General features: G+C 60.2%; 12 protein-coding genes. 5 read left to right on the top strand and 7 right to left on the bottom strand.

The genetic code is table 11. The features are described from left to right. Positions 1-10: 10 nt before the first annotated feature. Together ACOQOY_RS01225 and ACOQOY_RS01230 are read left to right on the top strand one after the other, a co-directional pair. The gene (locus ACOQOY_RS01225) at positions 11-538 is read left to right on the top strand and encodes a hypothetical protein (RefSeq protein ID WP_420583670.1); all 528 of its coding nucleotides are present in this window, start codon (positions 11-13) and stop codon (positions 536-538) included. Continuing rightward, on the top strand, positions 535-1,191 hold the full coding sequence (locus ACOQOY_RS01230) for a TetR family transcriptional regulator (RefSeq protein ID WP_420583671.1): 657 nt from the start codon (positions 535-537) through the stop codon (positions 1,189-1,191). Before ACOQOY_RS01225 ends, ACOQOY_RS01230 begins: the two co-directional genes overlap by 4 nt. Positions 1,192-1,203: 12 nt before the next feature. Here ACOQOY_RS01230 and ACOQOY_RS01235 read toward each other — a convergent pair whose 3' ends face one another. Next, positions 1,204-2,547: an MmgE/PrpD family protein gene (locus ACOQOY_RS01235; protein ID WP_420583672.1), complete on the bottom strand. Its 1,344-nt coding sequence runs from the start codon at positions 2,545-2,547 to the stop codon at positions 1,204-1,206. Between the two features lie 220 nt (positions 2,548-2,767). Between ACOQOY_RS01235 and ACOQOY_RS01240 the strand changes: the two genes are divergently transcribed. From ACOQOY_RS01240 to ACOQOY_RS01250, 3 genes are all read left to right on the top strand, one after another. Then, complete coding sequence (locus ACOQOY_RS01240) at positions 2,768-3,775, top strand: GlxA family transcriptional regulator (protein WP_420583673.1); 1,008 nt, start codon at positions 2,768-2,770, stop codon at positions 3,773-3,775. A 135-nt stretch (positions 3,776-3,910) separates the two neighbouring features. Then, on the top strand, positions 3,911-5,464 hold the full coding sequence (locus tag ACOQOY_RS01245) for a trimethylamine methyltransferase family protein (protein ID WP_420583674.1): 1,554 nt from the start codon (positions 3,911-3,913) through the stop codon (positions 5,462-5,464). Between the two features lie 37 nt (positions 5,465-5,501). Next, positions 5,502-7,910 (top strand): GcvT family protein, encoded by a 2,409-nt coding sequence (locus tag ACOQOY_RS01250; protein ID WP_420583675.1) that lies wholly within the window; start codon positions 5,502-5,504, stop codon positions 7,908-7,910. A gap of 49 nt (positions 7,911-7,959) precedes the next feature. On the opposite strand, the gene ACOQOY_RS01255 is transcribed toward ACOQOY_RS01250, so the two are convergent. From ACOQOY_RS01255 to ACOQOY_RS01280, 6 genes are all read right to left on the bottom strand, one after another. Next, on the bottom strand, positions 7,960-9,150 hold the full coding sequence (locus tag ACOQOY_RS01255; RefSeq protein ID WP_420583676.1) for a pyridoxal phosphate-dependent aminotransferase: 1,191 nt from the start codon (positions 9,148-9,150) through the stop codon (positions 7,960-7,962). Between the two features lie 163 nt (positions 9,151-9,313). Next, a complete protein-coding gene (locus tag ACOQOY_RS01260; protein ID WP_420583677.1) occupies positions 9,314-10,630 on the bottom strand; it encodes an MmgE/PrpD family protein in 1,317 nt (438 codons plus the stop codon). A gap of 98 nt (positions 10,631-10,728) precedes the next feature. After that, positions 10,729-11,781, bottom strand: coding sequence for a low-specificity L-threonine aldolase (ltaE, locus tag ACOQOY_RS01265; RefSeq protein WP_420583678.1), 1,053 nt, complete (start codon positions 11,779-11,781; stop codon positions 10,729-10,731). After that, a complete protein-coding gene (locus ACOQOY_RS01270; protein ID WP_420583679.1) occupies positions 11,778-12,455 on the bottom strand; it encodes a hypothetical protein in 678 nt (225 codons plus the stop codon). The genes ltaE and ACOQOY_RS01270 overlap by 4 nt, the downstream gene beginning before the upstream one ends. A gap of 122 nt (positions 12,456-12,577) precedes the next feature. Next, complete coding sequence (locus tag ACOQOY_RS01275) at positions 12,578-13,477, bottom strand: LysR substrate-binding domain-containing protein (RefSeq protein WP_420583680.1); 900 nt, start codon at positions 13,475-13,477, stop codon at positions 12,578-12,580. Positions 13,478-13,670: 193 nt separating this feature from the next. Next, entirely contained in the window at positions 13,671-14,657 is a 987-nt protein-coding gene (locus ACOQOY_RS01280; RefSeq protein ID WP_420583681.1) for a C45 family autoproteolytic acyltransferase/hydolase, read from the bottom strand. Positions 14,658-14,663: the final 6 nt, after the last annotated feature.

The following is a 14,663-nucleotide window of genomic DNA, read 5'->3' on the forward strand; positions in this document are numbered from 1 at the left end:
GGAGGGCGCCATGCAGTTTCTGGACCATACGCTGGCTTGGGCCAGGGGCGAGGCCTTTGAGATGTCGCTGCTGGCAACCGCCGGAGTAGTGGTTCTGGTGGTCGCCGGGCTTATGTGGCGATTTGCGCCGACACCTGTTGGGCAAGCCTTGCCGATACCTCTGGTGGTCGTTGCCCTGATCTTTCTGGCCGGTGGTTTGGGTGGCTCCATCGGAAGCCAGGACAGGCTGGCGGATTATGCAGCCGCGTTCAATCAGGACCCGGTTGCGTTTGTTCATGCCGAAAAGGCGCGGGTCGAGGCGTTTGAGGCTCTCTATACCTACACGCTGATCGGGGCCGCTGTGGCATTTGCCGCTGCCTTGGCGCTGTTTGTATTTTCGGAACATGCCACACTGCGTGCGATAGCGGTGGCACTTGTCTTTCTTGGGTTGTCCGCCTTGATTGTCGATATGTTCTCGAAAGAACGCGCTGTAACCTATGCAAATGCAATCGAGGCAGAGATCGAACAGACGACATCATCCACAGCGGAGTCAGAATGAGTTTTCAGCGCGCCCGACGGGACGAACAGAAGGCCGAGCGCCGGGCGGGCATTCTGTTCCGCGCGCGGGACCTGTGCGCAGAGGCCGGAGTGATGGGCTGGTCTCTGAACGAATTGGGCCGCCGGGCAGATATCACGAAATCCAATCTTTACCGTTATTTTGGCAGCCGGGAAGAGATCCTGCTGATCCTGCTGCACGAGGAAACCCACAGGTTCGCCACCCGGCTTGAGGCCGAAACTGCGGGCGGCCCTATGACGATTTCTCAGCTTTGCGGCGTCATCGCCCAACTATACGATCAGCAGCCGTTGTTGTGCGATCTGCTCAGCGTTTCAGCCTCGGTGCTTGAGCAGAACATCGCGCTGGAAACAATCCGAGACATCAAAACGGACGGGCAGGCAGATTCACAGCGGGTGGCACAAGCCATTGCGCGAGTTCTGGACGGCGTGGATGCGGGGTTGGCGGCGCGGATTTCCTTTGCTTCTGGGATCATCGTTGCAGGGCTTTGGCCGATGGCCAGCCCTGACGCGCCGATCCGGCAGCTTGCTGTCTATGACGGGTTGCAGCACCTTGATCTGGACTTTCGCGCGGAATTGCAGCGCATGCTTGAGGCACAGATCGCCGGGATGGCTTGCGCGCCTGGTGGCCAGTCCTAACGACTGCCCGGATCAAATCGGCTGGCAGCACAGGGATAGCAATCGGCTGAACTCATCCCGGTTCAGACTGTCAAAGTGCAGCGCCAGCTCGGCGATCTGCCCGGCCCGTTCAGCGCCCAGAACCGGGTCTGCCAGCGCGTGATACTTGCAGAGGATTTCGGCATTGCTGAGCGGCAGATCGGCGTCACCGCGCGGGGTACGCGGGTCATCTTCGATCTGGCGTCCATCTTTCAGAACCAGTGTGACTTGCGCCCAGCGTTTGTCGGTACTGATCCGCGTCATCTCGGGGTCGTCAATCAACTGGACCGCGCGGCTGACGCGCAGGATTTCGGGGTCTCGCAAGGCCTCGGGGCTCAACTCGTCAACACCGACCTGACCGCGCACGATCATGGCCGCCACAGGAAAGGCGATAGCGTAAGAGAACTCGTCCTGATTGGCGGGTTCGTGGCCGGCAAGGCGGGTTGCATAGTGGAAGGTGCGAATGTCGACGCGCTCGATCTGCTCATGGCTCAGGTTGTGCGCCTGCATCATGTCCCTGACGGAATCCAATGAGGGATGCGCCCAGCGACAACAGGGGTAGGCTTTGTAATGTGTGTGGTCAATCAGCCGCCAGCCTGTTCCCAGATCCTGCCAAAAGGCGTCTCCGTCCTCGCCCTCGCAGGTCAGGGCAGGGGCGCCGGTGAACCCTTCGCGGGCCAGATAGGCGGCGGTGACGCCCGAGGGCGCGCCCCATCCCACCCCGTCCCGCACCATGGTCGGGTGGTCGATGCAGCGCATCATCTGACTGCGTGGGCCGTGATACTCGCCGATCCCCGCCGCGTGCCTGATCTGTTCGGCGCTGCCCCCCAGCAGCTTGGCCCCGGCGGCTGCCACGCCTACGGCCGTCCATGCGCCCGACGTGTGATAGTCGGCGCAGGTTGCGTGCTGCACCAGCCCGGCGCGATAGGACAATTCATACGCAGTGGCGAGGATTTCAGCGAAGCCTTTGCCGTCGATGTCTGGGGCGCTGGCCTGAGCCATTGCGATCATGGCCGGGAAGATCGCCGATCCCGCGTGCCCCTTGCAGGGCGTGGTCCCGTCATGCGCGTCGATACTGTCTACGGTAAACGCCCCCGCCATCGCAGCGCCGACCGGGCTGACGGGCTGCCCGTCCATCAGCAATCGCGCCTGTCCGGCAGTACCTGCACCAAAAATCATCGGAGCAACGCGGCGGGCGATCCCGGACAATTCGGTCGTCGCGCCGATGGCGGCAACGCCCATCGTATCAAGAAAAGACCGGCGCAAGGTCCACAGCGCCTGTTCGGGCAGGTCTTCGTACCGCAGCCCGGCTGCAAATTCGTCAAATCTCACCACCATAAGATACCTGCCCTGTCATGTGCTCTAACCTAAACCTACCGACCCGTAGGCGGAGCGAATTGCACAAAACCGACATGTCATGACGTTGATATGGAGGTATATATCTGGCGGACGAGTATAACGGGCAGCGGTCTTCTTTGGCTGCTGGCACATATGATCCGTCGCAAGTCGCGAATTGATCGCATGCGCGGCGTCCGGTGGCCGGGAAATGGAGCCAACATTGGCAGACAGGGCAAAACAGGGTGATCTGAAAGACGGCATCAGCCTGCCGTCGCCGATGACGATCCAGTTCATCGCGATTGACGGGTTTTCCATGATGGCGCTGTCTTCTGCCATCGAGCCATTGCGGGCCGCCAATCGACTACTGGGCGAAACACTGTTTTCCTGGAGCCTGTTCAGCGACACCGCAGGTCATGTGACCTCCAGCAGCGGTATGGAGATCCCAGCCGAGCAGGATTTGGAAAACGCGGCCCTGCCGGACCTGACGATCATTGTCGCCAGTTTCTTCCCCTCAGACTACCGCAACACCATGCTGTTCTCGCGCCTCAGACGCCTGCGTGCCACGGGCCGGATGATTGGCGCGATCAGCAGTGGCACGTATTTGTTGGCCCGTGCCGGTGTGCTGGGGGACCAGCGGGTGACGATCCACTGGGAAACGGCTCGCGAGCTTGAGATGACGTTCCCCGATGTGAAACTGTCGCCCGACATCTATTGCTGGGATCGCAACGTGCTGACCTCGGCCGGCGGTGCGGCGGCGATGGACCTCATGCTGGCGCTGATTGCCCGGCTTAAGGGGGATGCGCTGGCCAATGACGTGGCCGAGCAATTCCTGCACGGTCAGATCCGCCCTTCCTCGCACGAGCAGCGCCAGGATGTGCGCTGGCGGTTCCGGGTCAATGATCCGCGGTTGCTGCGGGCGATTGAAATCATGCAATCCCATCTGTCGCAGCCCAAACCGATCCCGCATATCGCGGCGCGTGTCGGGGTCTCGGACCGTCAGTTGTCCCGTCTGTTTCAGGCGGGAACAAAGATGCAGCCGTCCAAATTCTATCTCGACCTCAGGCTCAGGGCGGCGCGGGGCATGATCCTTGGTTCGACGGAATCGCTCGAGTCGATTGCGGAACTCTGCGGTTTTTCCAGCCTTGGTCATTTCAGCCGCAGCTACAAATCTCATTTCAATGAAAGCCCCTCGGAAACGCGACGTCAGAGCGTGCGCAGGGTTGGCTGAAATGTGCAAGAAATAGTCCGAAAAGTGCAACGTACTGCGGTATACTGAAAGTAAGTTGAGGGGCCAGAAGTGCGTTCAGAATTCCGGCCCAAAAAGGTGATTTGAGCGTTTCTCAGCAGTTTCGGAGATCGGGTCATGAACACCGCCAGCAAAGCAACAGAAAGACGCAGCGGAGGCCGCCGCAATCGGGCGTCGCGAGGGAGGGCTCCGATTCAGCAGATGCCCTGGCATAGTGTACAGAACGCTTATGCGCCGATGGAGCTTGCGCGGCCCGAGCAGATCGAGGCAATCCACGACACCTCGCTGCGTATCCTGTCGGAACTTGGCATCCGCGTCATCAGCACGCGCGTGATGGACATCTTTGAGGCCGCCGGGGCCAAGGTTGACCGCGACGAAGGCACGATCCGCATTGATCAGGAACTGGTGGATGAGGCGCTGCGCACGGTGCCGGAAACCTTTACCCTGACCGGACGCAACCCGTCGAAAAAGCTGACCATTGGCGGGCGTGGCGTGACCTTCGGTCTGGTGGCAGGGCCGCCCAACGTTCATGACTGCATCAACGGACGCCGGCCGGGCAACCTGACAGACTATGAGAACTTTATCCGTCTGGCGCATCATTTCAACGCGATCAATATCATCGGCAATCAGGTCACCGCGCCGATGGAACTGCCCGCCAACAATCGCCATCTGGACACCTATCACGCCAACCTGCGCCTGAGCGATCTGTCCTTCCACTGCACCGCGATCGGGCAGGGCCGTGCGATGGACGGGATCAACATGATGGCTATCGCGCGTGGCATCTCGGTCGCGGAAATGGCCGAGGATCCGGGTTTGATCACCATCATCTCGGTCAACTCGCCCCGCCTGCTGGACGGTGAAATGGCTGACGGCCTGATTGCCATGGCCGAAAACGGTCAGCCCGTATCGGTGACGCCGTTCACGCTGATGGGTGCGATGACCCCGGTCAGCCTGCCCGCCGCCATGGCACAACAGAATGCTGAGGCATTGTTTGGTGTGGTCCTGACCCAGTTGGTCAAACCCGGCGCGCCGGTGATGTATGGCGCGTTCACCTCGAACGTGGATATGAAATCCGGCGCTCCTGCGTTTGGCACGCCCGAAAACACCAAGGCGAACCTGATCGCGGGTCAACTGGCCCGCCGCTACAAGATTCCATACCGCACATCGAACGCAAACGCCTCGAACGCCGTGGACCTTCAGGCCGCATATGAGACCTCGATGGCCACATGGGGCGCCGTGATGGGCGGGGCCAACATGGTCTATCACGCCGCAGGTTGGCTTGAGGGCGGTCTGACGGCTTCGTATGAGAAACTGATCCTCGATGTCGAGATCATCCAGAACATGATGGAGATGCTGCGGCCCATCGACTTTTCGGCAGATGAGCTGGGTTTTGATGCCATTGCCGACGTACCGACCGGAGGCCATTTCTTTGGCAGCTCGCATACGCTGGAACGGTACGAGACGGCGTTCTATTCGCCTATCCTGTCGGACTGGACCAACCACGGCGCGTGGGAGGCCGCAGGGGCCAAGGACGCGCTGACCCGTGCCACCGAATTGTGGCAGCGGGCGCTGAATGAATATCAGGAACCAACACTGGACCCGGCCATTGCCGAGGAACTGACCACCTATATCGCACACCGCAAGGAAGAGATCGGGGCAGGCGAGCCATAAACCGCCTTTGTCTCGCGTTTATCTGAAAGGAAACACCATGCGCACCCATGCTCAGGCCGTCGTGATCGGCGGTGGCGTCATCGGATGCTCGATCCTCTATCATCTGGCCAAGCTGGGCTGGACCGATGTGGTCCTGCTGGAGCGGGATGAGCTGACAAGCGGCTCGACCTGGCACGCAGCGGCGAATATTCACGGGCTGCATGACAGCACCAATATATCGCGCCTCCAGCACTATACCATGACGCTGTATAACGAGCTTGAGGCTGAAACCGGTCAAAGCTGCGGCGTGTTCCAGCCCGGTTCGTTGTATCTGGCCCAGACCGAAGCGCGCGAGCATCAGCTGCGCCTGCAAGAGGCCAAAGCCCGCCGCTATGGCATGAACTTCCACGAAGTGTCCCGCGAAGAGGCCGAGCGCCTGCACCCGCTGGTCGACTACGACGGCATCCGCTGCATCATGTTTGAACCCGATGGCGGCAATGTTGACCCGTCGGGCGTGACCAACGCCTATGCGGTTGGTGCGCGCCAGCGCGGTGCCGAGATCATGCGCTTTACCCCGGTAATCGGGACCGAGCCGCAACCGGATGGCAGCTGGATCGTGCGCACCGAAAAGGGTGACATCCGTACCCCGTGGGTGATCAACGCCGCGGGTCTCTGGGCGCGCGAAGTTGCCGCGATGGCAGGGGTTGAACTGCCGCTGATGCCAACCGAACATCAGTACTTCGTGACCGAGGCGATCTCGGAAATCGAAGGCTTGGATCGACGTCTGCCATCCGTCGCGGACCGCGACGGTGAATACTACCTGCGTCAGGAAGGCAACGGGCTGCTGGTTGGCGCGTATGAGAAAGACATGCGTTTCTGGGCCGAAGACGGCACGCCGCTGGGCTTTGGGCATGAGCTGTTCGCCGACGATCTGGAACGGATCGAAGAGAACATGTTGCGCGCCATTGACCGGGTGCCGGTCGTTGGCACTGCCGGGATCAAGCGGGTCATTAACGGCCCGATGATCTGGTCGCCGGACAGTTCGGTTCTGATGGGGCCGGTTCCGGAACTCAAAGGTTACTTCTGTTGCTGCGGGATCATTCCGGGCTTTAGCCAGTCGGGCGGCATGGGTCAGCACGTTGCCGAATGGCTGGTCGAGGGCGAGCCCAAGCTGGACATGTTCGGCTGGGACATGGCGCGCTATGGCCACTGGGCGGGCAAGGACTTCACCAAGGCGCGGGTCGAAGACCAATATGCCAACCGCTTCAAGATCCACTTCCCCGGCGAAGAGCGTGAGGCCGGCCGCGCGGTCCGCACCCGCCCGATCTATGAGATGCAAAAGGATATGGGCGCGAAATTCGGCCTGAACTATGGCTGGGAGCATCCGCTGTACTTTGACGCCGACACGCCCGACAGCGCCGGGTTCACCCGTCAGCCGTGGTGGGACAGTGTTGGCCGCGAGGTACGGATGCTGCGCGACGTAGCCGGGATTATCGACATCTCGAACTTTGCCAAATACAAAGTCAAAGGCGACGGTGCCGAGGATTGGCTGAACGCCATTTTCGCCAACAACATGCCGAAATCCGTTGGTCGCTCCTGCCTGACGCCGCTGATCGGCAAGCGCGGTGGTCCGGCCGGTGACTTCACCGTGACCCGTCTGGCCGAGGATGAGTTTCTGATCATCGGCTCGGGAATGGCGGAACGTTATCACAGCCGCTTCTTCGCCGATGCTCCGCTGCCCGAAGGCACAACATTTGAAAGCCGGACTGAGGCGATGTGCGGCTTCAACGTGGCCGGGCCGCAATCGCGGGTCCTTTTGCAGGGTCTGACCGATACCTCGCTGGAAACCGCGGACTTCCCCTTTATGCGTTCCAAGCGCATCACCATCGCCGGGGTCGAAGCCGTCGCGCTGCGCGTCTCTTTCACCGGCGATCTGGGGTGGGAGCTGCACTGTGCCACCGAAGATCAGGCTACGCTCTATGCTGCATTGATCGAGGCGGGCAAGGCCATCGGGGCCGGGCCGGTTGGTGGTCGCGCACTGATGAGCCTGCGGGTCGAGAAAGGCTATGGCTCGTGGGGCCGTGACTACAGCCCGGAATACTGGCCGCAGGAACAGGGTCTGGCCGGTCTGGTGAAGATGGACAAGGACTTCCTCAACAAAGACGCCTATGCCGCCATTGCTGACAGCGCACCGCGTGAGAACATGCTGCTGATGGAGGTTCACAGCGACGGCAATGACGCGCTGGGTGGCGAGCCGATCTTCCTGCCCGACGGCACACCGGCCGGTCAGGTGACCAGTGGTGCCTATGGCTATAGCGTCGAAAAATCGCTGGCCATCGGTTATGTGAAGGCGGGTCTGGCGCAGCCGGGTGATACGGTTCATGTGGCCATTCTGGGCGGCGCGGTTCCGGCCACGATCCTGTCCGAGCCGCCCTTTGATCCCGAAGGTAAGCGCTTGCGGGCCTGATCATCTCGCCTTAAGAAAATTAACCCCTGGGGCTGAACGCCCTAGGGGTTTACGTCAGAAGATCCAGCGCGGTTTTCATACGGCGCACACCTTCGCGGATGTTGGATTCCGATGTTGCGATCGACATGCGGAAGAACGGATCGCAGGAAAAACCCGGTCCGGGCACCACGACGACTCCGTTCTCTAAAAGATACGAGGCAAGGTTGATTGACGTCTCGATGATCTGACCGTCCGATTTGACCCGGCCCAAAAATTCTCCGCAATCGGGCATCAAGTAGAACGCGCCTTGTGGGGTTTGCGTCTTCAGTCCGTCGATCTCTGCCAGTCCGGACAGGGCAATATCGCGGCGGGCCTGATAGATCTTGCTCCAGTCCTTCAGGAACGCCTGCGGACCAGTCAGGGCGGCAGCCGCTGCGGCCTGACTGATCGAGCACGGCCCGCCATTGGTCTGACTGAACAGGCTGCGGATACCATCCGCCCACCAGACCGGGCCGCCAGAAAAACCGATGCGCCAGCCGGTCATGGCAAAGGCTTTGGACACGCCATTGATGGTCAGCACCCGGTCTTGCAGGTCCGGAGCCACAGCGGCCAGAGTTGCGAACTGCACGCCATCAAAAACGATATGTTCATACAGGTCGTCCGAGATCACGTTGACCTGAGGGTACGCGCGCAGAACCTCGGCCAATGCTTCAAGTTCCGGGGCCGAATAAACCGCACCGGTTGGGTTCGACGGCGAGCAGATCATCAATAGCTGCGTATTAGGTGTGATTGCGGCCTCAAGCGCCTTTGGTGTCAGCTTGAACGCGTGATCTGCTGTGTCGATAAGGATCGGATGGCCACCTACGGCCTGTACCATACCCAGATGCGACGCCCACAACGGCGTGGGCAGGATCATCTCATCCCCGGGGTTCAGCACGGACTGGATTGCAGCAGCCAACAGCGGCTTGGCCCCGGAACAGGCGATGATCTGATCCGGGGAGTAGGGCAGCCCGTTGTCGCGCTGAAACTTCTGGGCAATCGCGGCCTTGAGGGTCATGTTCCCGTCTACCGGAGTATACCGAGTGTCGCCGTCGCGGATTGCGGCGATACCGGCCTCGCAGATATGGTCGGGAGTGTCGAAATCGGGTTCACCCACTGAAAAGTCGATCAGATCGACCCCGGATTGGCGCAAGGTATAGGCCTTGTTGAACACCTCAATGATCGGCGATGAGGGCAGGGCCTGAACAAGTTTGGACAGCATGGAAGGGCCTCTTTCATTCCGATCTTTATACCGCGGATTACCCGGATGATTTCAAACGAATGGCCAAATTCCTAGCCTGAACATAGTTTCAGAGCATCTAGCGGCGCCATTAGTATTGCCCTGCCAACACGGCTTGATCTGCCCTTACGGCGGGTGTGGCAGCTCAGCTTCTATAGCTGAGCCTGTTGATCATGTCAGAAAGGTCTCCGTCATTCGGAAGACCTTCGATGCTGGCCAGAAGCGCCCGCGCCTTGTCTTCACCCATGACCGGTTCCGTCAGGCGCAGGAACTTCTCGCGGATGATCTCGTGGCTCACCCGGTCTTCAGGATCGCCTTGTGCTTCGGTGACCTCGGACGTCAGCGTGCGCCCATCTGCCAGTACGATATGGGCTTGTGCAAAGCGGCGCGCGGGGAAGGCGTCGTTGAAGGCGTCGGTTTCCTCAATCTCGACCATGCGGGCCAGACGCAGGATATCGGGGTTGCTGAGACCCGGTTCCATCACCTCGTCAACGCCAATGGTTCCGGCGACCAGTGCTGCACCCACTGAGAAGGGCAGCGAATACTGTGCCTGTTCTGTTGTCGTCGGGATCGCATTCAGGCGTTTGGCTTCGTGGAAACTTTCGACCCGGATTGCGGTGATGTCGTCTGCGCTGAACTGATGCGCGCGGTGCAGGGCCATGACGGCCTCGGCGGCGGGCTGAGCCCAGCGGCAGACCGGGTAAAGCTTGATATACTGGTCCTGAATGTACCAACGCTGCCCGATATCGCCCCAGATATCCGCCAAATCGGCAGCATCCATCGAAATCGCCGGTGCGCCTGTAAACCCATCTCGGGCCAGATAGGCCGCAGAGACTCCGGTCATCGCCCCCCAGCCCGAGCCATCCTTGACCATGGTTGGGGCATCAATCGCCCGCATCATTTGACTGCGGGGGCCGTGGTACTCGGCGATCCCCAGCGCCTCGCGCGTGCGGGTTTCATCCAGCCCCAGAATGCGCGCGCCCATGGCCGCCGCGGCCAGAGCGACCCACGCGCCCGAAGTGTGGTAGTCACAGGCGCTGCGGTGCAGGGCGATGCCAGCGCGGGTGCCGATTTCATAGCCGATGGTCACAAGCGTCAGGAATTCCCGTGCGTCCGTAACGCCTTCGGCCTGCGCCATCGCGATGACCGAGGGGATGACGCCGCAGCCCACATGCCCCTTGGTCAGCTTGTGACCATCATGGGCATCCAGCGCGTCGATTGTCATGCCATTGGCCAGCGCCGCCCCGGCTGCGCTGGCGGTCTTGCCCTCGGGCCAGATCTGCGCTGCCTGTCCGCCAAACATGATCTGCGCATGGGATTGGATGATCCGGGACAGGTCGGTCTGGACCGCGCTCATGCCAACGCCCAGTGTATCGACAAGGGCGCGAACCGCATCCTGTGCGACCGGCTGGGGCAGGTCGTCATACCGGGTGTTCAGAATGAAAGAGATGGGGTCGCTCATGATGACTCTCGGTTTGTGACTCTGGATCGGTCTGACGTGGGCCTAAGAAGAATGGCCCACGCTCTGGGTTTTGAAAAGAGCGAGGGCCAAGTTGGGGATTAGGTACTGGGCGGGAAGCTTTGGAACGCCCGGATGGCGGCGTCCAGTGCGTCGTCATCCACATCGCGGTGCAGGACCAGGCGGATGGCGGGGGATTGCCCGCCGATCTTGACCCCGGCCTGCGCCATATGGCTGGTCAGGCGGGCGTGATCCTCGGGTGTGGGGGTCAGAAAGATCATGTTGGTCTGGCACTGGACCTCGCCGATTCCGGTCGAGCGCAGCGCATCCGCCAGCCGCGCCGCACGGGCGTGATCCTCGGCCAGTTGCGGCACGTGATGTTCCAGAGCGTACAGACCCGCCGCCGCCAGAACGCCGGACTGACGCATCGCGCCGCCCAGAATTTTGCGGTTGCGCCGGATTTGACCCATCATGCTGTTCGGTCCCACCAGAACCGAGCCGGCCGGCGTGCCAAGCCCTTTGGACAGACAGACCGAAACCGTATCGAACGGAGCCGCAAAGGTCGCCGCGTCACAGCCCAGAGCTGTGATCGCATTGAAGAACCGTGCGCCGTCCAGATGCACGGCCAGCCCCGCCTTGCGCGCGACTTTGACACCGGCGGCGATCCGGTCCAGCGGCACTACCCGGCCACCGACGCTGTTTTCGAGGCTCAGCAGTCGGCTGCGGGCGTAATGCGGGTCGTCGACCTTGATCGCAGCGGTGATCCGGTCTGGGTCCAGACCACCGTCATCCGAGACCGGCACCGGGTTCATCGAAACCCCGGCCAGCACAGACACGCCGGCCGCCTCGTCACAGAACAGATGGTAACGGTCGCCCACGATCATCTCATCACCGCGTCCGCAATGGGCCATTACGGCCGCCAGATTGCTTTGCGTACCAGTCGGGAAAAAGACTGCGGCGTCCTTGCCAAGACGTGCGGCCAGCTCCTGTTCCAGACGGGCAACCGTGGGGTCCTCGCCATAAACGTCATCGCCCAGCGGCGCGGCGATCATAGCCTCACGCATACCGGCGCTGGGTTTGGTCATCGTGTCGCTGCGCAGATCGCAGATGCAGTTGGTCCCTGCATCTGCGGCAATATACCCGTACAGGCTCATTCCGTGACCTGATCGTAGGCCAGCGCGGCAACGATATGCACACGGTTCTTCTCACCACCGTTCAGGGCGGTGTGATAGGCGCGCGTGTCGGTGAAATAGACCGAGCCATCAGCGGGCAGGTGGGTCACATGGTGGTTCACGATGAACAGCGAGCCGGGGTTTGAGATCAGCGGGATGTGCAGGCGTGGCTCGGGGTCACGGTGCCACGAGTTGCAGTTGTACAGACCCTTGGACAGGATGCGGGTCCGTCCGATGGGGAAACGCTTGTTCAGTTCTTGATGCACGTGCTCGAAATACGTGCCTTTGAACTTGGGGTTGAATTCAGAGAAATCGACCTCGGGCACCAGATCTTCGCGGGGCTCTTCGACATAGCGATCATCGGCGCGCAGCCAATAGCGGCCAGACAGATCGTTCGACGTCCACTCAGTCTGGCCGGGGCGCTGGGTCAGTGGCAGGGCGGCAAAGCCCTGATCCTGCATGCCGCCCATGAATTCTTCGCGTTTCAGGCACTCATCCAAAGCTTCTTGCAGCTTTTCGATGTCAAACTTCAGGTCCAGCCGGGCGATACCGGGGCCGGGCACGAAATCCGCAACCGATTTGTAATCGGGCATGGACGACATGGCGTTTTCAATCAGGTCGACGTCGCCGTCCTTGATCTGTGGCATGAAGGTCATTGAGGAATCTCCCAATCGAGCTGTGTTTGTCGCAGGGATATTCGCATTCTCGGTTTGTGAATATTGGGTTTCTCTCATGAGGTCATGAGAAAAACGCATCAAGTTGTAGAAAGTGGTCTGTATCAGGCGACGTGGTCGCCAGCCTGCATCTGATCCAGAAGCCAACTTCGCATTCGTTCGACCCGGGCAACGCCAACTTTGGTCTCGGGTGTCAAAAGGTAATAGGCGCTGCTGGTGCGGGCCTCGAAAGTGTGGACCTTAACCAGACTGCCCTGTTGCAATTCCTTGCGGATCAGAATCTCGGGAATGATGGCAATTCCGTAGCCGTTCTTGGTGGCGTCGATAAGCATGTCAAATTGGCTGAACATGGGGCCGATGATCTTGCGGGGCAGTTTCAATCCCTGCGCCTGAAACCATATTTGCCAGGATAGAGGCCGCGTGGAGTGTTGTAGAATTCTGTTTTCCAATAAGCATTCGGGATCATGGACGCCTTTGGGAAATTGTTCGGCGGCGCCGACAACAATCAGCGTTTCCGACATCAGGCGATCAATGCGATAGCCAGGCCAGCGGCCATCACCTTGCGCAACCGCCAGATCCACAAGGCTGGGATCAATTTCCGAGTTTTTCAGATAAGTCACAAGGTTGAGCATGTGCCGAATCTTCTCGGCTTCGGGGCTCATGATAATCGGCATCAGCCATCGACTGCCCAATGTGGGATATACCCCGATGTTCAGACTTCCCTCGGCGCTGTCATGGGACCGGGTTTTCAATATCGTGAGTTCCAGTTCTTCCAGCAGCGGCGACAGTTCGACCAAAAGCGCCCTTCCGGCAGCCGTCAATTTCACGCGCTGCTTTGTGCGGGTGAACAGAGATTGCCCGACATAGGATTCGAGTATCTGGATTTGTCGGCTGACCGCGCTTTGACTGACGTTCATTTCTTCGGCCGCGCGCGCAAAGCCTTCGGTCTTGGCGGCGGCTTCAAAGCACAGCATCGCGGTTATAGAAGGAATTCGGCGGCGCATGAAACGGATCTCTGAGTGTTCTCGAAGGGCGCAACGTAATGCAGAAAACTCATCATGTCATGGTGTGCGCGTGGTTTTTTTTAATCCGATTGGATGAAGAAAGGGCAAGGCTATTTACCGAGGCAACCCACCGCCGAGCGCCAGATGGCGCCTGCCCGAAAAGACCGAATGCAGTCCACGCCGGTCACGCCCCTTAGTGAACCGGTTCGCCGTCCGGCAAAAGAATGCTCCGTTGGCCATCTGCAAAATCATCAAATGAGAAATCCCATCTGAGCCCCGGCCATTGCAATTGCAATTGTTTGCGGGACGGCCTGTAGATCGCTGTGTAAAGCGTGCCGAAGCCAGATTTGAAGGCTGTGGAATAAAGCGGTGGGCGCAGGAACGCCTCGATGAAACGTTTTTCGCTTTCGGGGTTTTGATTCAGGCGATTAAGCAGAAACCGCTCGCGTTCCACGGTGGCCGTAAAGCGCGCGTGTTTGGACCATTCCACATGGCCCTGATGGTTTGTGGCCACCGGCGCGTCCGAGATTTGCGGGTGCCGGTCCGGTGCAAGATAGACCGTGTTGTAGTTATACTTCGCGTCCAGAATGGTGACGTTATAGCTCATGTGGCAGGGGATGCGGCACAGGCAGTCGACCGCTTCGGCTGTGGTTTCGCAGGTTTGCAGGACATAGCGCAGGATCAGCGGAACGCCAAAGCCGTCACTGACCTCGCGCCGTCCACCAAAAGTCAGTGATACGGTCAGACCGGCATCGTTGATCCCATCGAGCAGGCCAAGGATGCCATCGCTCATCCCGATCACGCCGCGCCCGCCCCAGTTGGTCTTCAGCAGGGCTGCGTCAAAGGTTTTGGGGTGGTAATCGTAGTTACGCACCAGAAACGGAGATTTCCCCTGCCAGATCGCCTGACTGCATCCTGACAGGTATTTGGGCGGGCAGTAGAAGCTGAGAAAGCGGGCCTGACTGTCGCTGCCGCCGACAAGCTCGACCACCTCGTCATAAAGCGGCAAGAATTCCGGCATGTGCCGCTCCAGCGCGCGCAGACATTCGCGATAGGTGGGGCGGGCCGAATACCCCTCTTGCGCCCACCATTTCTGGTAGGCCGGCCAGTACTCGGCAAACAGCCCGGCCAGCTTTGGACCGGGCTGCGCCTCGTCGATAGAACGAAAAACGAGCGCCATGGGGCT

The organism is Ruegeria sp., assembly GCF_965221235.1.
GTDB lineage: Bacteria > Pseudomonadota > Alphaproteobacteria > Rhodobacterales > Rhodobacteraceae > Ruegeria.